The sequence below is a fragment of the Methylomonas sp. 2F7 genome (genome assembly GCF_057126975.1).
The window spans coordinates 4,026,711-4,049,041 of record NZ_CP195203.1 but is presented as its reverse complement, the minus strand read 5'-3'; the positions used below and the strand labels follow the sequence as shown (position 1 = coordinate 4,049,041).

At 53.2% G+C, this 22,331-nt stretch carries 21 protein-coding genes; 14 read left to right on the top strand and 7 right to left on the bottom strand.

Features of this window, described 5'->3' with window-relative positions; translation table 11 throughout:
* The first annotated feature begins 28 nt into the window (after window positions 1–28).
* From ACR64Q_RS18180 to ACR64Q_RS18145, 8 genes are all read left to right on the top strand, one after another.
* Window positions 29–1,435: a cytochrome ubiquinol oxidase subunit I gene (locus tag ACR64Q_RS18180; RefSeq protein ID WP_313732623.1), complete on the top strand. Its 1,407-nt coding sequence runs from the start codon at window positions 29–31 to the stop codon at window positions 1,433–1,435.
* Window positions 1,425–2,516 carry a cytochrome d ubiquinol oxidase subunit II gene (cydB, locus tag ACR64Q_RS18175; protein WP_026602296.1) on the top strand — a complete coding sequence of 364 codons (1,092 nt, stop codon included), beginning with the start codon at window positions 1,425–1,427 and terminating at the stop codon, window positions 2,514–2,516. The genes ACR64Q_RS18180 and cydB overlap by 11 nt, the downstream gene beginning before the upstream one ends.
* A gap of 112 nt (window positions 2,517–2,628) precedes the next feature.
* Window positions 2,629–3,207, top strand: coding sequence for a DUF502 domain-containing protein (locus ACR64Q_RS18170; RefSeq protein ID WP_020484616.1), 579 nt, complete (start codon window positions 2,629–2,631; stop codon window positions 3,205–3,207).
* An 85-nt stretch (window positions 3,208–3,292) separates the two neighbouring features.
* Complete coding sequence (locus ACR64Q_RS18165) at window positions 3,293–3,784, top strand: CinA family protein (protein ID WP_026602295.1); 492 nt, start codon at window positions 3,293–3,295, stop codon at window positions 3,782–3,784.
* Between the two features lie 186 nt (window positions 3,785–3,970).
* The gene (locus tag ACR64Q_RS18160) at window positions 3,971–4,756 is read left to right on the top strand and encodes a M48 family metallopeptidase (protein WP_026147142.1); all 786 of its coding nucleotides are present in this window, start codon (window positions 3,971–3,973) and stop codon (window positions 4,754–4,756) included.
* Complete coding sequence (dapC, locus tag ACR64Q_RS18155; RefSeq protein WP_313732622.1) at window positions 4,756–5,958, top strand: succinyldiaminopimelate transaminase; 1,203 nt, start codon at window positions 4,756–4,758, stop codon at window positions 5,956–5,958. The genes ACR64Q_RS18160 and dapC overlap by 1 nt, the downstream gene beginning before the upstream one ends.
* Before the next feature lie 98 nt (window positions 5,959–6,056).
* Entirely contained in the window at window positions 6,057–6,875 is an 819-nt protein-coding gene (dapD, locus tag ACR64Q_RS18150) for a 2,3,4,5-tetrahydropyridine-2,6-dicarboxylate N-succinyltransferase (protein WP_313732621.1), read from the top strand.
* Between the two features lie 75 nt (window positions 6,876–6,950).
* A complete protein-coding gene (locus tag ACR64Q_RS18145; RefSeq protein ID WP_313732620.1) occupies window positions 6,951–7,610 on the top strand; it encodes a hypothetical protein in 660 nt (219 codons plus the stop codon).
* 65 nt (window positions 7,611–7,675) lie between these two features.
* On the opposite strand, the gene ACR64Q_RS18140 is transcribed toward ACR64Q_RS18145, so the two are convergent.
* On the bottom strand, window positions 7,676–8,392 hold the full coding sequence (locus ACR64Q_RS18140) for an aldose epimerase family protein (protein WP_313732619.1): 717 nt from the start codon (window positions 8,390–8,392) through the stop codon (window positions 7,676–7,678).
* Window positions 8,393–8,580: 188 nt separating this feature from the next.
* Here ACR64Q_RS18140 and ACR64Q_RS18135 point away from each other — a divergent pair, with 188 nt between their 5' ends.
* The 6 genes from ACR64Q_RS18135 (at window position 8,581) to ACR64Q_RS18110 (ending at window position 14,639) form a co-directional block, all read left to right on the top strand.
* A complete protein-coding gene (locus ACR64Q_RS18135) occupies window positions 8,581–9,111 on the top strand; it encodes a hypothetical protein (RefSeq protein WP_313732618.1) in 531 nt (176 codons plus the stop codon).
* A gap of 362 nt (window positions 9,112–9,473) precedes the next feature.
* Window positions 9,474–9,719, top strand: a complete 246-nt coding sequence (locus tag ACR64Q_RS18130) for a hypothetical protein (protein WP_020484624.1) — start codon at window positions 9,474–9,476, stop codon at window positions 9,717–9,719.
* Window positions 9,720–9,725: 6 nt separating this feature from the next.
* Window positions 9,726–10,064, top strand: a complete 339-nt coding sequence (locus ACR64Q_RS18125; RefSeq protein ID WP_313732617.1) for an ArsC family reductase — start codon at window positions 9,726–9,728, stop codon at window positions 10,062–10,064.
* A complete protein-coding gene (dapE, locus tag ACR64Q_RS18120; protein ID WP_313732616.1) occupies window positions 10,064–11,194 on the top strand; it encodes a succinyl-diaminopimelate desuccinylase in 1,131 nt (376 codons plus the stop codon). The genes ACR64Q_RS18125 and dapE overlap by 1 nt, the downstream gene beginning before the upstream one ends.
* Window positions 11,195–11,533: 339 nt before the next feature.
* Window positions 11,534–13,855: a sensor domain-containing diguanylate cyclase gene (locus ACR64Q_RS18115; RefSeq protein ID WP_313732615.1), complete on the top strand. Its 2,322-nt coding sequence runs from the start codon at window positions 11,534–11,536 to the stop codon at window positions 13,853–13,855.
* 49 nt (window positions 13,856–13,904) lie between these two features.
* Window positions 13,905–14,639: a TIGR00266 family protein gene (locus ACR64Q_RS18110; protein ID WP_313732614.1), complete on the top strand. Its 735-nt coding sequence runs from the start codon at window positions 13,905–13,907 to the stop codon at window positions 14,637–14,639.
* Here the strand turns inward: ACR64Q_RS18110 and ACR64Q_RS18105 are convergent.
* From ACR64Q_RS18105 to ACR64Q_RS18080, 6 genes are all read right to left on the bottom strand, one after another.
* A complete protein-coding gene (locus ACR64Q_RS18105; protein WP_313732613.1) occupies window positions 14,633–15,793 on the bottom strand; it encodes a methyltransferase in 1,161 nt (386 codons plus the stop codon). The genes ACR64Q_RS18110 and ACR64Q_RS18105 overlap by 7 nt on opposite strands.
* A gap of 15 nt (window positions 15,794–15,808) precedes the next feature.
* Window positions 15,809–16,429: a TetR/AcrR family transcriptional regulator gene (locus tag ACR64Q_RS18100; protein WP_313732612.1), complete on the bottom strand. Its 621-nt coding sequence runs from the start codon at window positions 16,427–16,429 to the stop codon at window positions 15,809–15,811.
* A 191-nt stretch (window positions 16,430–16,620) separates the two neighbouring features.
* Window positions 16,621–17,295, bottom strand: coding sequence for a RadC family protein (gene radC / locus ACR64Q_RS18095; RefSeq protein ID WP_313732611.1), 675 nt, complete (start codon window positions 17,293–17,295; stop codon window positions 16,621–16,623).
* A gap of 248 nt (window positions 17,296–17,543) precedes the next feature.
* Window positions 17,544–18,899 (bottom strand): Dyp-type peroxidase, encoded by a 1,356-nt coding sequence (locus tag ACR64Q_RS18090; RefSeq protein WP_020484630.1) that lies wholly within the window; start codon window positions 18,897–18,899, stop codon window positions 17,544–17,546.
* Between the two features lie 13 nt (window positions 18,900–18,912).
* Window positions 18,913–20,217 (bottom strand): hypothetical protein, encoded by a 1,305-nt coding sequence (locus tag ACR64Q_RS18085; protein ID WP_313732610.1) that lies wholly within the window; start codon window positions 20,215–20,217, stop codon window positions 18,913–18,915.
* Between the two features lie 41 nt (window positions 20,218–20,258).
* Window positions 20,259–22,295 (bottom strand): cytochrome P450, encoded by a 2,037-nt coding sequence (locus tag ACR64Q_RS18080; protein ID WP_313732609.1) that lies wholly within the window; start codon window positions 22,293–22,295, stop codon window positions 20,259–20,261.
* Window positions 22,296–22,331 lie beyond the last annotated feature (36 nt).

Sequence of the window (22,331 nt, the reverse complement as noted above, 5' to 3'; positions counted from 1 at the left end):
GCATTTTGAGCTTGACCGAGGAGTGGGGATGATTTCCGAAACGGTTGTTGAGTTATCGCGGGCGCAGTTTGCGCTGCATGCGGTGCAATATTTTCTATTCGTACCGTTGACGCTGGGTTTGTCGCTATTGTTGGCGGGCATGGAATCCTGGTTTGTTATAAGCGGGCAGGGCGTTTACCAGCGGTTGACGCAATATTGGGGCAAGCTGTTTGTCATCGGTTTTGGCTTGAGCATGGCTTCTTCTCTGGCGATGGCTTGTCAATTCGGGACCAATTGGTCGTATTTCTCGCATTATGTCGGCGATGTGTTTGCCCTCCCTTTATTGCTGGGGTTTGCCGGTTTGTTTATAGCCGCCAATGGGCTGGGTTGGTTTTTGTTCGGTTGGCAGCGCTTGGGCAAGTGGTCCCATCTTGTGGTGACTTGGTTAATCGCTATCGGCTGCCACTTGAATTTGTTTGGCTTTCTGATTGCCAGCAGCTGGATGCAAAATCCGGTGGGTGCGGAATTAAATCCGCAAACGCTGCGGCTGGAGTTGCTCGATTTATCGCAGGTGCTGACCAATCCGCTGGCGTGGGCAAAGTTTGTGCATAGTTTGCTCGCCAGCTATGTGGTTGCTGCGGGTTTTGTGTTGGCTATCAGCGCTTACTATTTACTCAAGCAGCGCGAAATCGAACTGGCGCAACGTTCTTACCGCATCGCCGCGGCTTTTGGTTTGGTGACTGTGATTGCCACTATGGGATTAGGCGATGTCAGCATTTATGGCGCGGGTGCGATGCAGCATAACAAGCTGGCGGCCATTAACGGTCTGCCTAGTGATGCGACTCTGGAGCAAAATCGCCAGCGCATCAGCAATGGCGTAAAAGCTTATGCTCTGCTGCAAGAATTGCGCGACGACAAAAAGGAGCCGGAATTGCTGGCGGCATTTGCCGCCGCCAAAGTCGATTTGGGCCATGCCTTATTGCTGAAGCGCTGGCGGGAGAGCGTGACCGACGCCAACCCGGCGCAGATAGAATTAGCCGTGCGCGCCAGCGTGCCGGCTACCGCGCCATTGTATTGGGGATATAGATTGATGATTGCAACTGGCGGATTGCTGGCGCTGCTGTTTTTAGCGGCGAATGCCGTCAATATCCTCGGTTGGCGCCATACCTGGTTATATAAGGCCAATGTTTATGCCTTACCGTTGCCGTGGCTGGCGAGCGGCAGCGGCTGGTTTATCTCGGAGTTCGGCCGGCAGCCCTGGTTGGTTGCCGATATGTTGCCCACCTGGCAAGGTGTGTCCACGCTGACTGTCGCCGACCTAGCAGTCAGCCTAGCGGCTTACGGTTTGGCATATACCGGGCTGCTGGCGTTGGCTGTGATGTTAACTTTAAAATTTATCGAGCAGGGCAGTGTAGAAGTGTTGCCGTTTAACCAGGAGCCAAGTCATGTTGCTTGATTATGAAATGCTGCGCTTGGTCTGTTGGGGGGTGTTGGGCTTGTTTGTCGTGGGTTTTGTGCTGAGCAGCGGTATCGAGATCGGCGTCAGCATGTTGTTACCGTTTTTGAATGCCTCAGAAGCGCAGCGCGCCGAGCTGGTTGCCAGATTGGCGCCAACCAGCGCCGGCAATCAGGTCTGGCTATTGGCAACCATCGGTGTGTTGTTTGCCGGCTGGCCGACAGTGTATGCGGCGACGTTTGCCAGTTTTCAGCCTTTGCTGTTGTTGACGGTGTTATCGCTGTTCGTGCGGCCTTTGGGATGGTATTTCAGAGCTAGTGTGACTCGCGAAGACTGGCTAAAAAAATGGGATAAAGCCCTGTTTATCAGTGGCTTGCTGCCGGCGGCTCTGTTGGGGGTGATGGCCGGCAATCTATTGAAAGGTGTGCCGTTTCATTTGGCTAGCGATATGCACATTGCTTTTCTGGGCAGTTTTTCCGGGCTGTTCAGTCCGTTTGCCTCGCTGGTCGGTGCTACCTGCGTGGCATTATTGACGATGCATGGCGCGATTTACCTGCAAACGCATACCCAAGACGCGCTTTATCAGCGCAGTAAAGCCTTGGCGATGTCCGGCGGCCTGGCTTTTTTGGTGTTGTTTGCGCTGGCGGGCGGCTGGATTACCCATCTGGAAGGCTATCATGTCACTACCGACATCATGCCTAGTGGCGTTTCCAATCCCTTGACTAAATTCGTGAAGCGCGGCGACGGTTTGTGGCTGGACAATTACGAGCACGAACCCGCCTTATGGGCGTTGCCAGCTTTGGCTTTTGTGTGCGGGATAGCCGGGTTGGTGCTGTCGCGTCTGGATAAGGCTTATTGGGCGCAGCTGGCCAGCGCGGTGACGGTGGTGATGGTGATTTTGACCATGGGTGTGTCCCTGTTTCCGTTTTTGGCACCGTCCAATATATCGTTAAACAGTTCGCTGACTATTTGGGACGCCAGCGCCAGTCAAGTGACGTTGAGCTCGCTGCTGTGGGTGACTGGCGTGCTGCTGCCGCTTATGGCTATTGCGACGCGCGGCCTATATAAAATGTTACCTTGAGCCCATCAATGTTCATTTGGGAAGGACTACATGCATCGAGACTTCCTTAACCGGGCTAACTCTGCTAAAACCTAGTTTCCTAACAACTATAATTAATACAGGTAGGCGCATCATGAAGAAAATCCTTAATCACACCCTGATCGGCGTTCTGGCATTTATCCCGATTATGGTGATTGTGCAAATCGTCTTGTTCGTAAAAGACCGGCTTACAGATTTGTTTCAATTCGTTTACGGTTACTCCGACAATTATCTGGTGACGTTTCTGTTGTTTGCCGCCAGTTTCGCGACCATTACCTACGTGGGACATCGGGTCAGCCTGGGCCGGTTTTCCATCATTGCGATGTTCGAACACTTGATCGAGCGGATTCCGCTGCTAAGCACGATTTACCGCGTGACTAAAAAGCTGGTGAACATGATCGCCGGGCATCAGTTGCAAGAACCGCGTGAAGTGGTTTACATCGAATATCCTAAAGACGGCATTTGGGTACCTGCCTATGTCACCAACAAGACCGACGACCGTTATGTGTTGTTTGTGCCTACATCGCCCAATCCTACTTCAGGTTTCGCGGTGATTGTCCACGAATCGAAAGTGATCAAGTCGGACATGAGCATCGAGCAAGTGACTAGTTTTATCATCAGCGTCGGCGCCGATTTCGAAAAAGTCGCGGAAATCGCCAAACTACCCAAGTAAGTTTGTCTGTTTGTTGCAGCGATGACCTATCCGCTGCAACAAAATCCCTTCTCGGCTTGATGCCGTATCAGCTAACCGGACTGTCATGCACGATCCAAGCTATTTACTCGCCGAAGCACTCGGCAATCGCCTAAACATCCTAAGTCTACGTCTGGCCTTGTCCGAATCCTGTACCGGCGGCGGTATTGCCAAGGCAATTACCGATGTACCGGGCAGTTCCGGATGGTTTGATCGTGGTTTTGTTACCTACAGCAACGATGCCAAGATCGATATGCTGGGTGTCAAACCGGAGACTTTGGCGAGAGTGGGTGCGGTGAGCGAAGAGACTGCTTTGGAAATGGTGGCGGGCACTTTGACAAATAGTCTGGCCGATCTGGCTTTGGCCGTCACCGGTATTGCCGGGCCTGATGGCGGCACGCCGCTAAAGCCGGTCGGAACCGTATTTATCGCCTGGCAAAAGCGTGGCGCTAACGGTGCTTGCTTGAAGAAACAATTCAGCGGCGACCGGCAGTCGATACGGCAGCAGGCGACGTTGTTTTGCTTGCAGCAACTTTTACACATGCTGGAAAACGCGTAATCCCGGCGATTTTTATTTCTTTGGCAGCGGCTGACAAAAACAATCGAGGTGTTTCCAGGGACTGCTCTGCAAATAGCCTGGGTTCAATCCGGAGTTGGAACTGGGCTTGATTGGCCAAAAAGCTTTTAACCCCGGCCCACAAGTTACGCTAAAATGCCGCTTCTTTTCCTTGCGGATGTTGTCGCCATGTTGAAAAAACTCTTTCTTTGCACAGCTGTTTCCTTGTTGCTAAACGCTTGTGCCACCAGCCCCACCGGCCGCTCGCAGTTTATTTATATGCCGGACAATCAGGTCGATCAGATGGGTTTGCAAGCCTTCAGCAGTATGAAGAGCAAAAACCCGATCAGCGGCAATCAGCGCTACAGCCAGTTCGCCCAATGCGTGGCGTACGCTATTACCCAGCAAACCGGCGGGCAATGGGAAGTGGTGGTGTTTGAAGACGAATCCTTGAACGCCTTTGCCCTACCTGGCAACAAAATCGGCGTGCATACCGGACTGATCAATTTGGTGGATAACCAGGACCAGCTGGCGGCGGTAATCGGTCATGAAATTGGCCATGTGTTATCCAGACACAGCAACGAGCGCTTGTCGCAGGAAACGGCGGTCAGCACCGGTTTGGCCATGGTGCAAGCGGTGACGCAGCCGCAAACCGCCTTGGGTCAAACCGCATTGGGCCTGTTGGGCGTGGGCGCGCAATATGGCGTAATCCTGCCGTACAGCCGGATTCACGAAACCGAAGCCGATACCATAGGCTTGGATTTAATGGCCAAAGCCGGCTTCGACCCGCGGCAAAGCGTCAATTTATGGTTGAAAATGGACAAAGCCGCGCAGGGCGGTCAGCCTATCGAATTTATGTCCACTCATCCATCGCATGCCAGCCGCATCGATAATTTGAATCAAAATATGGGCAGAGCCGTCCAGCTACAGCAACAAGCCTGGGGTGCCGGCAGACAACCGCGTTGCAGCAAATAATGAACCCGCATTTATCCCAGTTACATCCGTACCCGTTTGAAAAGCTTGCCACGCTGAAACAAGGCATTACGCCGCCAGCCGATAAAGCGCATATCGCGCTGTCGATTGGCGAACCCAAACACGCCACTCCGCATTTTATTCAAGAAGCTTTGCTGCGGCATTTGCATGGCTTGACCCAATATCCCACCACCAAAGGTTTACCGGAATTGCGTCAGACTATTGCCGACTGGACTTGCCGCAGGTTTGGGATTCCGGCCGGCGGTGTGGATGCCGAAACCCAGGTATTGCCGGTCAATGGCACTCGCGAGGCTTTGTTTTCCTTGGTGCAGGCGGTGATTGATCCGGCTGAGAAGCCGGTGGTAATCATGCCCAACCCGTTTTATCAGATCTACGAAGGCGCCGCTCTGTTGGCAGGTGCCGAGCCGTATTATCTGAATACGGTCGAGGCCGACGGCTACTTGCCGGACTTTGACAGCGTGCCGGAGGCGATTTGGCAACGTTGCCAGTTGATCTTTATCTGCTCGCCGGGCAACCCGACCGGCACGGTGTTGACGCCAGCCGATCATCTGAAATTATTAGCTTTGGCCGAAAAATACGATTTTGTCATCGCTTCGGACGAGTGTTACACCGAGCTCTACGACGACGAGGCCCATCCGCCGCAAGGCTTGCTGCAAAGCGCTTATCAGGCCGGCATTACCGATTTCAAGCGCTGTGTGATTTTCCAAAGCTTGTCCAAACGTTCCAATGCGCCCGGCTTGCGTTCCGGCTTTGTCGCCGGTGACGCCGAGGTGTTGAAACAGTATTTTAAATATCGCACCTACCACGGCTGCCCGATGCCGGTGCCGACCCAGCACGCCAGCATCGCTGCCTGGAACGACGAGGAACACGTCAAGCTTAACCGCCAGTTGTACCGCGACAAGTTCAGCGCGTTTATCGAAATTTTGCAGGATGTTTGCGAGATCAGCCGGCCACCGGCCAGCTTTTACATTTGGCTCAAGACGCCGATCTCGGATACGGAGTTTGCGAGGAAGTTGTTTGCCGAGCAAAACATTACGGTATTGCCCGGCAGCTACTTGTCGCGCGACAGCGGCGGCATCAACCCCGGCGCCAACCATGTGCGGATTGCCCTGGTGGCTCCTATCGAAGAATGCGTCGAAGCCGCACAACGGATTAAAGCCTTTCTAAATGAAAACCACCCGTAGGATGTGCTGAACAAGGTGAAGCGCATCGGTCGAGAAAGCGATGCGCCTTCTGCGTCGGCACATCCTAACCCCGTTAATCACTAACCCTAAGAAATACCATGTCAAACCTGGAAACCATCATCAACGACGCCTTTGAAAACCGCGCCGAAATCAGCCCGTCCACCGTCTCCGCAGAAGTCCGCGAGGCAGTCGCGACCGCTTTAAATATGCTCGACAAAGGCGAGGCCCGCGTTGCCGAGAAAAAAGACGGCGATTGGGTCACCAATCAATGGCTGAAAAAAGCCGTATTGCTGTCGTTTCGCATCAACGAAAACAAAGTCATCGAAAGTGGTGACGTGCGTTACTACGACAAAGTGCCGACCAAATTCGGCCAGTACAGCGAAGCCGATTTCGCTCAAGCCGGCGTCCGCGTGGTGCCGAATGCGGTCGCCCGTTACGGTTCATACATTGCGCCCGGCGCGATCCTGATGCCGTCATACGTCAACATCGGCGCTTACGTCGACAGCGGCACCATGGTCGATACCTGGGTAACGGTCGGCTCTTGCGCGCAAATCGGTAAAAACGTGCATTTATCCGGCGGCGTCGGCATCGGCGGCGTGTTGGAGCCGCTGCAAGCCAACCCCACCATCATCGGCGACAACTGCTTCATCGGCGCCCGCTCCGAAATCGTCGAAGGCGTCATCGTCGAAGACAACTGTGTGGTATCAATGGGCGTCTACATCGGCCAAAGCACCAAGATTTTCAACCGCATGACCGGCGAAGTAAGCTACGGTCGCATCCCGGCCGGCTCCGTGGTCGTCTCCGGTAACCTGCCTTCTAAAGACGGCAGCCACAGCTTGTATTGCGCGGTGATCATCAAGCAAGTGGACGAAAAAACTCGCAGCAAAACCGGGATTAATGAGTTGTTGCGGGATTGAATTTAGCGTCAGAACGGTAAGCTGGGTAGCGCGGAAGTGAAACCCAGCCACGGTCAAAAACGGAAGGAGTGAGAGATGCTCAAAAAAACTAGAATGATTGTAGGTTTAGTTATCTCGTCGCTCGCCTTGGTGTCGATGTCTTTAGCCGCCAACGCAAGTAACGAATATGCAGAAAGCAGCATAGGTGATTTCAATTCCGGCCAATTGTTTACCTTGCAGGATACGAACAATATCTTTAAGGGCACCCATGGCTGGTCTGACGAAGGTAACTTCGATGGTTTCCGGTTTGTCGTTCAAGAAGGTCGGCAAGCCATCATAGATTTTAACTATTCCTTTATAGGGCTTGCGGCGAATGAAGCCCAAGCTTGGGTTTGGGATCTCAGTTCGTTACCGGCCGGTACTTCTGCTTGCACACCGCAAGCCGGTTTAGCTGACAGCTGTTCTTTCGTATTCGGTTCTCAGCACATCACTAGCCAAATCTTCGAGTCGCAAGCAGGTTTTGCCAATCCGTCTTCCTGGAATTTTGTCAACTTCGATCAACTCAGGTTAACTGCTGGAACTTATCTTTTGGCCGATAATTTTCGCTTTGATAACTTAGGTGCAAGCCAAACAATTACTGGGGTGTTTTCTTATTCCATCAATATTCAACAAACTCCGGTCCCATTGCCTGCGTCGGTGTTGTTGTTCGGAACTTTTTTTTGGATGCCGCCACTGTTTCGCCGATTGACCATGTAGCCTTGATCGAGCGAAGCGGAATATGGGGAGAAGGTCTGTCCGCTTCGTACCTACAAATTCAATAACTAACTCGAAAATCCCACTCTCTCCGCCCGAATCGTAAACACCATCACCAACTCTTCATCCTGTTGCAAGGTCAGCGGCGTCGGCAGGCCGTCCGGGCCGGGTTGCTGGCCGATGATAGGCTCGATGCAGACATACTCGGCTTTTTTATCGCTCCAAATACCAAACGCCAACGATAAATCTTCCGACAACGGCGATATATGGCAAGCCATCGTGACCGCGTAATCGGTTGTGCTCAATTTGACCGGTGCCGCTGGCGATTTCGCGTGGTGAACTCTTAAACTATCGTGCGGGAGCGTTGCAACTTCGATCTGGGTATCCGCAATGTCGATAAAGCTGTGGGGCGAAATCGAAAAATAAGGATGAAAGCCGGGGCGAACCAGCGCGGTTTCCGACACCGCGCGAATCCGGGTGCTGACCGTCAGGGTTTTGCCGTTTGCTTCCGTCAGCTCTTGCCAATCGGTGATTACCTCGACAGAGCCCCAATTCACATCAGCGGGCGCGGTGAGGTTTTTTTGATGCGGCAGGTCGCTGTCGCAAGGTGTTATCCGATATTCGCCGTGTTTAAGCGCGAAGGGCGGTGTTAATTCTTCAAAGTTGGGTATGCACAGATACACGCCGCCGCGCGAGCCGCCGTCTGGTTTGTCGTGTAAGGGTTGGATAATATGAATATCGTCTAACTGCCAATTGATCAGGGTGCCCGTGTCGGTGAATTTCATTGGGGAAATATGTCCTGTACTTTAATGGTGTTGCGGTATGGGGTGGGACGAGTTCGGCTCCGTGTATTGCAAGTGAATTGAATTGAGCTGATTTTCTCGGTTAAAAAAGTGCTTTAGCGGCTATTGTAAACAACGAGGCCAATAAAATGGGGGATTTCGGCTTGTGGTGCCGAAGTTTCAGCTAAACGATGCGCCCAAGTGACTATGGATTAACGCCAATTTGCCGGGCTATCGACTATGAGAAAATCAATCCGGACACGCGTTTTTTTCAAATCGAACTGATGCAAACAATCGATATTTTTTCCTTGAAAGATCATGCCGGTGACTATCAACACTGGCCGTTGCAGACCCAATTAATGATCAATGGCTTGCCGAGTTCTTGTTATGTACCGGGCTACCGGCTTTTACATCAATTTCAAACGCCGGCCCACGAATACCTATTAATCTGCGATTGGGATTGTCCCTTTGAAGAAGCCACGGAGATAATCTTGCTGGATGGCCAGCTCAAGGTGTTGGCGGCGCGTTCGTTTGCTGTGCCCTACGGCTCATTTTTGTTGAACGAGGTGTTGGTGCTGGACGAAGCCAATTTAAAACTGACGTTTTTTCGAGATGAACATTGGCAAGTGACTATTACGCCGCATAACTTGCCTTGCTTGCATTTTTCCAGCAGGAGTTGGCTGCCGGCATTAAGAACGCGGATACAGTTGAAACGGCTTTAGACATTTTGAGTGTCCGGCTGGCGTCTCTCGCTGTGAGTGTTGAGTCGGCATGAGGGATTTTCGAGGCCGACTAATGCATTTGTATATCGAGCTGGTAAGCTAGCGTTCGCGAATCAAAATACTGCGATACCAAGCAGTTGAATTCAGGACGGAAAATAGTTTTGCGCAGGAGCGTGGGGTAGGTGAGGGTACGTTAACGCATGGCAAGGATGAGCGGCTATGCGTTACAATGCTGCCACTAGTGCCAAGGAGGCCAAACAGCATGAATGCGAACCCTTTCGATACGCTGCAGCCGCGCACCTGATTTTAATGCCGCTTTGCCGGCTCCGTTTTTCTCTTCAATCCTAACCTGCGAGCACACCATGCCAGAAAATATTTCCAATAATGCCCTAATCCTCGCCCTGCTATCCCTGAACGGCGAGATCGCTATCCAAAAAGATTATCTGGAATCCGGCGAGATCCCGGAAGACGAGGTGACCGACGAGGAAGAAGTGCTGGACGATTTGGAGCAAGCCTTCATGGAATTTGTCGATGTTTACAAAGCCCGTGCCAAAGCCGACGACTCACTGCCCAGCATCGAAGAACTGCTGGCCGGCGAAGAAGGCTAACACTGCATGATCGTAGTTTACGGCATCAAAAACTGCGATAGCGTCAAAAAGGCGCGAACCTGGCTGGAAGCGCGGCATATTGCCTACCGCTTCCACGACTACCGTGTCGATGGACTGGAAGCAGCTTTGCTGCAAAGTTTTGTCGATGCGCTGGGCGTGGATGCCGTGCTTAACCAGCGCAGTACTAGCTGGCGCCAATTGGACGACGCCCAAAAATCCGATTTAACCCCCAACAAAGCCGTGCAACTCATGCTGGCTGTGCCGACCTTGATCAAGCGCCCGATTCTGGATGATGGACAGCAACTGATCGTCGGCTTCAATCCCGATCAGTACCCTACCGAATAATGAGCGAAACCCTTTCTTTGTTAGAAGCGCTGATTCGTCGCGAATCAGTGACCCCCACCGATGCCGGTTGTCAGGATTTGCTGGCGCAACGTTTGACCAAGCTTGGCTTTACTGACGAACGCCTGAATTTTGCCGACACCCAAAACCTCTGGCTGCGAAAAGGGCAACAGGCGCCGCTGTTCGTATTCTTAGGGCATACCGACGTGGTGCCGACCGGGCCGTTAGCGGCTTGGGATTCGCCGCCGTTCGAGCCGACCATCCGCGACGGCAAGCTATACGGCCGTGGCGCGGCGGACATGAAAGGCGGCATCGCCGCGTTTGTCACGGCAGTGGAGCGATTCCTCGCCGAGTATCCCGAACATAAAGGCTCGATAGCCATCATGATGACCAGCGACGAGGAGGGCATAGCCACTCACGGTGTGGTCAAAGTGGTCGAAGTGCTGGAACAACGCGGCGAAAAGATCGATTGGTGTCTGGTGGGCGAGCCGTCCAGCGATAAAAAAATCGGCGATGTGATTCGGGTCGGGCGGCGCGGCTCCTTATGCGCAAAACTAACGGTTTTGGGAATCCAAGGCCACGTGGCTTATCCGGAATTGGCGGAAAATCCGATTCATACGTTTGCGCCGGCTTTAAAAGAGTTGACCGAGGAAGTGTGGGACCACGGCAATCAATTCTTCCCGCCAACCCGCTTGCAGGTGTCCAACATCAACGGCGGCACCGGTGCGGAAAACATCATTCCCGGCCAGGTGGAAGTGCAGTTTAATTTGCGTTTTTGCACTGAGTTGGATGAAGCCACCATCAAGAGCCGCACCCAAGCGATTTTGGACAAACACGGTTTTAAATACGATCTGCAATGGCGATTGTCGGGTAATCCGTTTCTGACTTCGCAAGGCGAATTAATCGACGCCACGCATGCGGCGATTGAAAGCGTCTGCCGCTTCCAGACTTTGGACGATACCGGCGGCGGCACCTCTGACGGCCGTTTTATCGCGCCGACCGGTGCGCAAGTGATTGAGCTGGGGCCGTTGAACGCCAGTATTCACAAAGTTAACGAACATATCGGTCTGGATGAGTTGGAAGTTTTGAGTCGGATTTACCAACAGATTTTGGTGAACTTGCTGGCGTATTAAGCAGGTTCTTAAAATATCGGGCACTCCCGCTCCAGCGGGAGCCCAACTGCCCAGACAGGACTCGCACCCAACCTGTTTAAACAATTGCCTTCTCCCGGTCGTCACCTACTCGGCCTCTAATGCTTTGCCCAAACCGCTAGAAAGTTAGAGCAGCGCCGGCCACACGATTTAACTATTCCGAAGCGCCCAAGAGATTGTCTTCAAGCATTGAGTACCGATGGTTTGATGCCGACGCCGGATACTAATCGCAACGACCACGCTATACTTTTAAGCGCAGATTTAGGCGTTAATTTGGTCGACGGTCTGAAACGGAATATTCCGATATCAACAGGGGAAAGCATGACTACTGGCCCTGCTCCACAAAAGTTATTGGCGCGCTACCGGCATTACTATCCGGCACTGCTGATTTTGCTGATTTCGCTGTCTGCCTTGTTTGTGGCTTGGCAAGATCTGAATTGGCGTTATCAGCAGCGTTTACAGGAATATTTCGATTTCGAAACCCAACGCCTTACCAGCGACATCAGCAAACGCATGGCTTTGCATGGCCAAACGCTACGCAGCGCAGCCGGCTTATTCGCCGCCAGCGACGAGGTTACCCGAGAGGACTGGCGCGCTTTTGTCGAAATGCTGGAGTTGGATCGCAGCCATCCCGGGGTGCAAGGCGTGGGCTATACGGTTCGGATTCCCGCCGGGCAGCTCGAACAGCATATTGCCGATATTCGTCGCCAGGGTTTTCCTGACTATGTAGTTAATCCGTTAGAGCCGCGCACCGAGTATTCCAGCATTATCTACTTGGAACCGTTCAGCGGCCGCAATCTCCGCGCGTTCGGTTACGATATGTACTCAGAACCGATTCGGCGCAAAGCGATGGAGCGCGCGCGGGATAACGGCGAGTTGGCCTACACTGGTAAGGTGGTTCTAATCCAGGAAACCAAGGCCGATTTACAAGCCGGAATGTTGGCGTACTTCCCGGTGTATCGCAACGGCAGCATCCCGCAAACCTTAGAGCAACGCCGTTCCGCTCTACTGGGCTGGGTATACATTCCTTATCGTATGAATGACTTGCTGAAAGCCATCCTGGGACAGGATTTATTGGCCTTGCGCCTGGAAATTTTTGATCAGGACGATCTCAGCGCCGATGGCCTGCTTTACGATAGCCAGACCGGCTTGGTGCCGGCAGCGTTTAAAACCCAGGATGATGCGAAGACACGCAGCCAGCGTCTGGATTTGGGCGGGCATTTTTGGACATTGCGTTACACGGCCATGCCAGCCTTCAGCAAGACCGCCAAATTCGAGCCGCCCTGGGTTGAAGTATTGGCGTTGGTGCTGATCAGCTTTTTGCTGTTTTTTATTACCTGGGCCTATATCAATGCGCGCCGAAACGCGGCGATTGCCCTGCAATTGACCGAGTCGTTACGGCAAAGCGAAAGCCGGTTCCGCAGCTTGTTCGAAAACTCGCCGGTGGCTTATCTGGCAATGGATAGGCAAGGTAATTTGTTGGATGTGAATCCGCAATTGTGCGCGCTGCTGGACTACGACGTTGATGAACTGATAGGCCGAAAATTGTTTGAGTTTGTTGCGGCGGAATCGGTTCAGGATTTTCAATTAAAACTGCAAATGCTCAATCATTATGGTTTGTTGGAATGCGAATTGTCGTTGCTGACAAAATTGGGGCACATGCTGACCGTGATTCTCGACGGTCGCTTGCAAGGCGATAAAACCCGTCCGGCGGTTATTCATTGTATTTTGACCAATATTACCGAGCGTAAGCGCGCCGAAGATAAGCTGCAATTGGCGGCCAGGGTGTTTAGCGATGCGCATGAAGGCATCACCATCACCGATGCGGCCGGTAACATTATCGATGCTAATCCGACATTTTGCGCAATAACCGGTTATACCCGCGAGGAAGTGATCGGCCGCAATCATAGTATTCTGCAATCGGGAAAACATGATTCGCAGTTTTATAAAAACTTGTGGCAAACCCTGCAAACCGAGGGCTGTTGGCAAGGCGAAATTTGGAATCGCAAGAAAAGCGGCGAGTTATATGTCGAATTGCTGACGATCTCGGCGATGCGCAACCGCACCGGCGAAATTCTGAATTATGTCGGTTTGTTTTCCGACATTACCCAAGCCAAACTCCAGCAGCAGGAACTCGAGCGCTTGGCACATCACGATCCATTGACGCAATTGCCCAATCGTATTTTGTTCAACGACAGATTTTGTCAGGCCTTGGCGCGCTGTAAACGCGATAGTACGTTATTGGGCGTCGTGTATATGGATCTGGACGGTTTCAAACAGGTCAACGACCAGTTCGGCCATGAAGCTGGCGATACATTGCTGATCGAGGTGGCTGAGCGGATAAAGGCTAATCTGCGCGAGGATGATACGGTGTGCCGATTAGGCGGCGACGAATTTGCCTTATTGATGGGCGGTCTGGAATCCAAGCCGCAGTGTGAGCAGGCTTTGCTGCGTGTTCATCAGGCGATTTCCCAGCCCTACTATATCGGCGGGCAAACCGCGAAGATTGGTGTCAGTAGCGGTATTACCTTATGTCCGCTGGATGTGGGTACGCCGGATTGCTTACTCAGTCACGCCGATCAGGCCATGTATCTTGCCAAACAGCATGGCCGCGGCTGCTATGAATTTTTTCAGCTCGGTTGAGTCTGCTCAGCAAGCGTTTAATTTTTCAACTCAATAAGAGGATATACCTATGCGTTGCCATCAAGTCGATTTTCAGATTATCGGTCATGACATTCAAATGGTCGAAGTCGAGCTCGACCCCAAAGAAACCGTGATCGCCGAAGCGGGGGCGATGACCTATCTCGAACAAGATATCGACTTTGAAGCCAAGATGGGCGACGGTTCCGGCGGGGTGATGGATAAACTGTTTGGTATCGGCAAGCGTATGCTGACCGGCGAGTCGGTATTTTTGACTCATTTTACCAATCACGGTTCGCAAAAACGCCGGGTGGCGTTTGCCGCGCCGTTTCCAGGCTCAATCGCGGCATTGAATATGGCTGAATTGGGTGAGGAGGTGATTTGCCAGAAATCGGCGTTTTTGGCGGCGGCTTTCGGCACTCAAGTTGACATTGCCTTCAACAAACGTTTGGGCAGCGGCTTTTTCGGCGGCGAGGGCTTTATTCTGCAACGCCTGCGCGGTGACGGTATGGCTTTTATTCACGCCGGCGGCACGGTGATCCGCAAGGAATTGCGTAACGAAACCTTGCGTCTGGATACCGGCTGTCTGGTGGCCTTCAGCGGAGACATTGATTACAACATCGGCATGAGCGGCGGCTTGAAAAGCATGCTGTTTGGTGGCGAGGGGCTGTTTCTGGCGACCTTGAAAGGTACAGGTTCGGTGTGGATCCAAAGCATGCCGTTTTCGCGTTTGGCGGAGCGGGTGCTAAGCCAGTACCGGCCGTCGGTAGGGCAAGATACTCAATAGTTTATTACCGCAACGGTTCGGCGGCCGAATTTAAGACCGACGTTCGGCATCACGACCAGTATTTTACCCATAGCGCGCAGATTGACTTGTTCGTGTAGCGCCAGCCCTGCTAGGGCGAAAAGTTGATGCCATTCGCTAAGCGTACGTTCTCGGCCTTGGGTAGCCATAAACATCTGCATATCGAAAGCGGCACTGGCAAAATCAGCTGGGGAATCCGGCATGGCTAATTCCATAATGGCAATTACAGCCCCGGTGTCGCCAATCGCCGCGGCAAGATTGCGCAGGGTGCGAACGCAGTTTTGCTGGTCCATCCCGTGCAGAACCGCGCTGAGCAGGTAAATGTCTTTACCGTTTTTGGCGGCGGGTGCCCACTCTAACAGGTTGCCGGCCACGAAACTTACGCGGTCAAGCAGTTGCGGCGCGGCATGGATGGCCCAATGGTCAGCCGCGGTATCAATGACTTGTGGCCGGTCGAACACCACTGCGCTTAGATGGGGATGCAGCTTTAATAAGGTCAACGCTTTACTGCCTTTTGAACCGCCGACATCGATAACGCGCTCGAACCGTTCCCAGGCAAAATCACGGGCGTAACTGTCGCCCGTTAAAGCTTCGACGCTGTCCATCGCGCGGGCGAACAATGCATCGAATTCGGTATTTCGGTCCATATGTGCATACAGTTCGTTGCCGTGCACACTCTCGAACGGTATGTTACCGGTGCGTATGCTTGGCTCCAATTGTTCGAACCATGGCCGGCTCATCTCGGGCGCGTTGTGCATTAAAATCATCGCGCGAACATTGTTTGGATGATCTTCCCGCAAGTAATTCGAGAGTGCATTGTTTTTGAAAATTCGTGGCGAAATTTCTTCGAATATACCCAGCGCGGCCAGCATGCGCAGCAGCCGATAGACTGCGTCCGTTTGCGCCGAAACCCTTGCGGCTAAAACTTCGGCCGCAAGCGCTTGATTCGCCAGCGTCGTTGCTATATCCAGCCGAACGGCAACATATAGTGCCCGCGATTGCCAGAAAGCCGAACCGATCTGGATTAGCCTAAAGGGAGGCGGGATGATTTTACGGGGCAGTTGCTGCAACCAGTCCGCGAATTTCAGTAACTTGCTAAACAGGTAAACCGCACCGGCGTGCTTTTGTAATGACATTGGTTATGCTCCGTTTTATGCAGACGGCTTAGGCGCCAAGCCTGCGGAAAACAGGCGGCCGTTGAAAGCGGCGAGTTGCGCCAAGAATGCGGTATCCATCGGGTGGCCCATTTGCTCTTCGAAAATATCTTTCAGCAGCATCGGCATCATTGCCAGACTGACAAAAGCCAACCGCAGAATGTCGGGATCGATCGACGCGGACACTTGCCCGCTGGATTTAAGTTTTCCCACCTTTTTTGCGCCGTTCGTGCGTCCGCGAGCCAATAGTTGTTGAATAAAACGCCGGCCCGGTCCCTGTTTGAGTGCCAATACTTTCAAGATCAGCTTGGGGAATTCCGGATGTTCGGCCATGATTTGGTAATAAAGGTTGAGAAAGTCGGCAAAGCCATCGACCGAATCCAGCATTTGCCCATTCAGTACCTTTAACAGCGGTGCCATCGTGTCGCGGATCATCTCTTCGTAAAGGCCTTCTTTGTTGCCGAAGTAATAGCGAATCATTGACACATTGGCTTCAGCTTTCTGCGCGATCAGGCGAGTGGTGACTTTGTGGTAGTCGTCGGATAGAAAACTGTCGAGCGCTGCTTTTAACAGGCGTTCCCGCACTGGGTCGGCCGTGGGTTCCGGGTTGCAAGGCATCGGTTTCTCCGGGGTTTCGTTAAGCGAAAGCTAGATTAGCAATTGGAAGCGGGAGCCGCCAGGCGTTTTGTCAATCAACTTCAAGGGTTTGATTGAGCTACACTTTGCAGGCAGGCGGCGGAAAGCCTTTGGGGCCGTTATGTTCGTCTGACGCTATGCTTCGAAACCCGGTTTCGACCGAGCGAGTGAGTTTATAACAGTCCATGCTCCGCGAACGAAAAGGGCTGGCCGTCGCCGACGATGAAATGATCCAACACGCGAATATCGAACAGGCCTAGGGCCTGTTTCAGTTTGTCGGTGATTTGCCTGTCCGCCTGACTGGGTTCATTGATGCCGGACGGATGGTTGTGCGCAAAAATCACCGCTGCTGCGTGGTGAAACAAGGCCCGCTTTGCCACTTCGCGCGGATAGACGCTGGCACCGTCTATGGTGCCGCGAAACAGCTCTTCCCATTGAATCACTCGATGCTGATTGTCCAGAAACAGACAGGCGAACACTTCGTAACTGTAGCCGCGCAATTGGGCACTGAGATAGGCACGAGTGATCTCCGGGCTGGTCAATGCATTGCCGCGCTGCAGGATCTCGGCGAAATGCCGGCGGGCCATTTCCAGCACCGCTTGCAACTGGGCGTATTTCGCATCGCCTAAACCGTTACTCCGGCAGAAGCGTTGTTGATCTGCGCCGAGCAAAGCTTGCAAGGAACCGTATTCGCTCAACAAATCGCGGGCCATGTCCACCGCCGATTTGCCGGGGGTGCCGGTACGGAGAAAGATCGCCAGCAGTTCCGCGTCGGTCAGTGCGGTAGCGCCGCGTTGCAACAGTTTTTCGCGGGGTCGTTCGTCCGCGGGCCAATTCTTGATGCTCATCAACTCCTCCAGGCCGTTAATCATTGATTTTAAGCATAGAAGAAGCGTCTAGAGTTTGCCATGAGGCACAACTGAAAAGTTTAAATGGCCAATTGCTCCGAGAATTTAGGTATGTTGCACCCAAAGGTTGAGGAGAAGGGGGCGTGGGAGCCGCAACGCTTTGGCATCGTTGCCGCAGCTTGACGAAAGGAGCCTGCGCTACTTTCGTCAAGCTTATCCAGCGGGAAATGCTTACTTCAGATGTGCAATCAGGAACTCCCCAGCAACCCCAACGCACTCAAACTAGGCAAAAAGAAATAACTGCCGCCGCGCGTCGTCACAAACTGCTGAAACCCGCAAACCCGCCGCCGCAATGGTTCATCCTGAATCGTAAAATTACGATTTTCCGCCACGCCGCTGCCGATCAACGGATCGTCTTCGTCGTACAAACCGGCGAATTTGACGCTGTTGATCCAGGTGTGTTGCACAAATTCGAACTGGCGCTCGATATTCGCGTTCAAGCAGATGAACAACAAGCCGCGCTCCTTGCCGTCGTCTTTTGCCGGGTTTTCCAGAAAATTGCCGTAGCTGCGGCCGCGCCGCAGGATGCGATGGCGGTTGGCGACTTTTAGCGCTTCCGCTTCGGTAGCGCCCAATCCCACTGCTCTGGGATTGGCGCGGCGAATGTGCGAGCCCAGCGGGCAGCCGGTGCCATGCGGGTCTTTGGTAAAGTTAAAACTGTTATCGACCTTGTTAGGGTCGGTGTCCTGATTGGGCTCCACCACTGCACCGCTTTTCCAGCGGCCGACGAACTTGGCGGCCAGATAGTCGGCGGTGATACCTTGGCGTGCGGCTTCTTCTTCCATGAATTGCCAGAACGCGCCGACATCTTGCTTCAACTGGCGTAACACCAGATAGGTGCCGTTTTTGCCAAAGGCTTCGCCGGCAGTACCCAACTGTGGCATTTTGGTAAGCTTGCCGTCGTATTGATTCGGATAACCCAGCAAAAACTCGCCGGTGGCAATTTCGCCAGAGCCGGTAGTGGTAGGGAAGCCGTCTACGACAGGGTCGGAAATGCCGTCCGCAAAGCCGAAATGCTCCAAGGTAAAGCCGTTGGCGTCCTGCTTTTTCTCGCCGGCATCCAAGCGCTGCACGACGCTCAAGCCGGCGCCCTTAAAGGCCTTTTCATGGTATTTCTGGCTGGCGTTGTGGATAGCGTCGTTTTTGGAAAACAGCATGAATAACATATCCACCCGTTTGGCGCCGCTGCCCCAATCCCACACGCTAGGATCGTTGATGCCACGGTCGCCCAATAGGGCCGAACGATGCTCGGAATGCATGCCTTCCCGGAAGGACAGCTCAAAGCTGTACAGGCTGTCTTTATCCAGATTTAGCTGTTCGAAACCGGAATAACTGATTGCCAGGTTTATGCGGTTTTCGGTTTCGTCGGTCGGTTTATCTGCGCCGTGGCTGATTTGCTTTTGTTCGACCAGATTTTTCAGCCAGGGCTTGGTTTTGCCGGCATCGTCGATTTTTAACAGGTAATAGCTACAGTTGGCCATATGCTTGTTATAGCCGCTAAACACGATGCCTTGTACGTCTTCTAATTTATCGATGGTGGTCATTGTTGGAGTCCTTTTATAAGCATTTCAGCCAAGCAGCCAGATTGGTCGTGGAAAACAAGCCTTCGTGAATCGCCCGGTTATTGGCGACATTTTTCACGGACAAATCGATGTAGGCGCTATACCAAACCAACTCGGCGAGCTGGCTGTTTCTGGCGAAATTTTTGAAACGTTGTTCGTCGCGGGAGCCGCCGCGCAAGGCCAGCCATTGCGTATCCGGAAAGCCGCGGTCCTTACCCAGTTGGGTGTTGCTCCACACCGCGGTCAAGCCGACGCTGGCGTGGTCGATAAATTCGCCCAAGTAGTTTTCCCAGCTGCCGTCGTAATTGCTCATGAACAGCAGGCGTTTATTGCCGGGCAGAATCACCCAGCGGGCAAAATGGATAGTAACGATGCCACTCAGATCGCCCTTGGTAGCCACCAGTTTGGCCACCAGATTGATGCCGGCCAGCACCACTCGCAAGGTGGTCAACCTGAACCAGCCGGGTTTGATGTCGATGACGCTGGTTAGATGGTTTTGCAATTGCCGGTCTTCCACGCGCTGAATAGCTTCCATTTGCTCGGAAACAACCCAGGGCTTGTCGTCCTGTTTGTCGCGCATCTCGTTCCAGCGCAACAGCACCGCGAAGGCGACGCCGGCGATCAGTACCAATACTGCCAAAAACTCCACCAGCGGCCCGAACATGCCGAAGAAGCCGCCTACCAGCAGAATGCCTAATACCCCCAGCAAACCATTGAATATCATCTGGCCGGCACTATTTAAAAACGGCTGCGGCGTGGGTTTGTTGATGGTGCCTAAATGCTTGACGATCTCGGCATGAATCTCGGCGGGCTGTTTAGCCGCCAATTCCGGGCGATTGGCATCAATATAGTCTTGGATACGCTGGCGGATTTGCTGTTGCTCGACAATCGTATTGCGGGTCTGGCCGGGGTGGGCGACGTAAAAGGCATTAGCACCGAAATCGTTTTTCAATAAATAGTCGGCCAGTTGGCTGGTGTTATTGCCCGGATAATCCTTGCAGCAGCTATACACGGTATTCACAAAGTCCGGATTACCGGCAAGCAAATCGTTGATAAATTGCTTCACGTCGCCGTCGATATTGGCTTCGAAAGCCAGTAGCGCCGGCTCGCCGGTATCCACCTCCGAGGGATGCGTGCCGGGGATAACGAAAAAGGTGCAGTAGTGCAGTTGTTGATAATTGGAAAATTTAATCACCGGATTGTTTTTGATATCGGTGCCTATCGGCGCCAGATACGCCTCCAGCTTTTGTAGCTGGTCCGGCAATATTTCCGTGATAACGGTCATGGGGTTTTGTTGCATACACACGTCCTCTTGAAATTATTATCGTGCTGGTGAAGAAATTACCGATCAAAGCTCAGGACAAATTGATCGGGAAACGGTCCGTCGTACAAGATGCCGCTGGAAATTTTTAAGTTGTTCAAGCGCAGCAAACTGGCTACCAAGGTCGGAATCTGGATGCGGTTGATGTATTCGCCAAAACAGCGGTGCATGCCGTCGCCAAAGTGCATATACCGATCCAGAGCGCGATCGTCACGCACACTGAGCGGCTCCGGCCAAGCGCTTTCGTCGAACATCGCCGAAGCGGTAAACGCGAATACTTCGGTACCGGGCGGTATCTTGACGCCGGCAACCTCGGCGCCGTTTTTGCAATGTCGGCGCATAGCCGCCGCCATGGTGTTGAAACGGAATACGTCGAAGCACAGATGCAATAGCTTGTCTTCGTCATCGACCGCCTGTTTGGCGCGTTGCAATACATCCGGCTTGCTGAGCAATTGCTCGACAATCAAGGTGGTGGCCATTGAGGTGGTATCCAGCGCGCCGACGATCAAGCCGGAGATGTTGCGGCGAATGCCATCGTCGTCCAGATCGTGCTCGCCGTCCATGCCCATTTTGATTAGCCGCGACAGAAAGTCCTCGAACTGTTCGCCTTGCTTGATGCGTTGTCGGCGTTCGGCGATCAGATTGAGCAGATACGGCCCCATTTCCCGGAACGATTGTTCGGCGGTGATTTGAATGCTGCGATTGTTGCTGAGATTTAAAAATAGATCGTGAAACAAGGAACGCATCCAGCGCATCATCGTCACTTCGTCAGGTCCAGGTACGCCTAGATAATCGCGGATAAATCGCCGCGCCACCGGCCGCGTTAACTGCGACACCATGTCGATTCGACCCACCGGCAAGGCGGCTTGGATCATCTCGTCGCAATGCTGACGGACGATGCGGCGAATCAGTTGGTCTTCGCCGGGTTTGATGACCCGGCGGAGCGCGCCTTGTTCTTTGCTATAGGCTTCAGAGCGGTCCATGCCTAAGAAAAACGGCCCGTTCAAACGCTGCATATTCGGGGCGTTGATTTCGGCGATGGTGAATTCGGTATCGCGAGCCAGCGTCTCGCGCACGTCGCTGTCACGGGTGACCAAAGCGCGTTTGCCCAGTACCAACACCGGCTTATGTTTGCGTAACAGTCCGAATAGCCCGCGCTGCACCGAGGCGCCGGTCAGCATGGCGATGCATCGCGCCAGGTAGTAACTGACGATATTTTGCGGCGTGGTCGACGTGGGGTGATGGTCCGGCACTGGTGTCGGCGCTGGCCGATGCTCGCGGTACATTTTCAAGGCCAGGGCGCCGGTGGGTGTGGCCGACAATTGCTCGACAAAAGCCTGGTAGGCGGCCGGCAATTCTGTTTTGGTAGGCTGTACGCCGCCGAATTGGGCCGGCAACAAAACCGGAGCGGATAGCGCGGCCAGGCAATAATCGGCAATGGTGGGGCCGTCGCCCAGCAAATAGGCTCTGCCGTCGGCCAGCAGGGTGTCCAGCTCCGCAAAGATCGCTTCGATTTGTTGTTTGCAGGGTTCGATTTGTCCTGGATCGGCAGGCAGGGATTTTTCCATGGCTTTAGCCAATACGGGATAAGCGCGTTCGGCCAACCATTTTTGCCAGTTAGGCACCCGCTGTTGCCAGAACGACAGCACCGTTTCTTTGTGTGGTAGCAACATCGCGTAGCCGTAATTGCGCGTCGCCAAGCCCAATTTGTCTACCAGCAACGCCAGTAAGCGTTCGGTTTCCGCCATGCCTTTCTCGTCGCGTGGATACAGCCTTAGTTCGGCAGGCAAACGGGCATTGATGTATTGCAGCGATTCGCGCATCGTACATAAGGTTGCTTCGCTGGTGATCAACACCGGCATGGCCTTAGCATCGGCGCCTGCCAACAGGAAGGCGGGTAAGTGCAGCATCGGCACGCTGCCTTCTTCCCGATACGGCACCCCGCCGTAGTCGAGCATCCAGCGGACTAATTCGCTGATATGGGATACCGGAATCGTCAATAAACGATTCAGTTGTTTGGAGTTGGCTCCGCGCCGCGTACTTCCGGGTTTGATCATGATTCCTTCCTCTTGCTTGCTATTGTTATAGTTATT